Below are 1,225 nucleotides of genomic sequence, written 5' to 3' on the forward strand. Positions count from 1 at the left end.
ACTCTGATGGTTCTTATGCGACTGTTGAGGGCCTCCGCTAAACCATTTGAGACTTGATGCCTCATCGCATTTAGAATTCCCCACAAGCGGCCTTTGATGAGGTTAGCGACATTTGTCAAAGCGGGGATATTGGCGACTAAAGCCAATTCAATCCATTCTTGCCAAGCTGATTTGGCCCCACGAACTCGATTGCCTTTCCATATGTCCCTCGCTTTTTCTTTGAAGTACCAAACCAAGGATGTGTCGACTAAGTGGCCGGTCAGTGCATTCAGTTGTTCACCGTGATGAGCTTTCAAATGGTGCCGATTTCTGAGCCAGTGATAGCGACTTCGATGGATGAGGTTCCTCATGCTCAGATCAGCTGTTTTCAGCTCCTCTTTGCGGGTAACCAAAGCGCCTCGTTAAGTTTTTGAACAACGTGAAAATGGTCAAACGATATTTTGCGATGAGCTTGCTGAATATGCTCCCGAGTCGCTTTTAAGTAAGCAGGGCTCATATCCATGCTGATGCTTTGAACTTGCGCTTGCTCCGAATGAGTCATTGTTTGGTAAAACGACGCAAGACTTTGAGCTGAGCGACCTTCAGTGACAGCCAAGACATGTCCAGCATGATTAGACACAACTGTGACATAGTCATGTCCTTTCTTGAAAGACACTTCATCAACCGCTAGTTGTCTCGTGTCGAGTTGATGTCGACGAGCTAAACCTCGCTGAACGGCTCTTGCCATAATGCCGTCGATGGCACTCCAACTGAGTTTCATTTGTTTGCTGACTGCGTAAATAGATGCCTGCTTTAGCCATTGAATGACATATCCTTCAAACATCGCGGTGTAACGGCTTTTATCTTCAGCCCAGGGGACTTTGGTGGTAAGACAACCATGATGTGGGCAATTCACTCGTGGAACGTCAGCAACAACGATGGTTTGAAATTGGCACGTATCAAGATGGCGCCAAGACCGTCTCCGAGTGTCGTACTTAGGTGCAGATTGGCCACATGATGGGCATTGCGCAGCCACTGACTTATCTCTTTCAATGTGAACAATGATTTGGGCACTCTGTTCATCAAGCTGAACTTCGGAGACAAACCAAGGAGAGGAAAGCTTGAGAATTCGTTCGTATAGCGTTCGTTGATCCACGGATAAATCCAACCAAATTGCATTGGTTAAATCATGCATGGCTTTTCGCTTTCTTGAAAGGATTACCCACTAGAACTGGTGAAGGGCCTT

General features: G+C 46.6%; 2 protein-coding genes. Both read right to left on the reverse strand.

Going from position 1 to position 1,225, the window contains the following annotated elements; translation table 11 throughout:
* Positions 1-350 (reverse strand): transposase (locus NAF29_RS18070; protein WP_251263032.1); only part of this gene is annotated, 350 nt, incomplete at its 3' end.
* 17 nt (positions 351-367) lie between these two features.
* Entirely contained in the window at positions 368-1,174 is an 807-nt protein-coding gene (locus NAF29_RS18075; protein ID WP_251263033.1) for an ISL3 family transposase, read from the reverse strand.
* Positions 1,175-1,225: the final 51 nt, after the last annotated feature.

The organism is Echinimonas agarilytica (genome assembly GCF_023703465.1).
Classification (GTDB): Bacteria; Pseudomonadota; Gammaproteobacteria; order Enterobacterales; family Neiellaceae; genus Echinimonas; species Echinimonas agarilytica.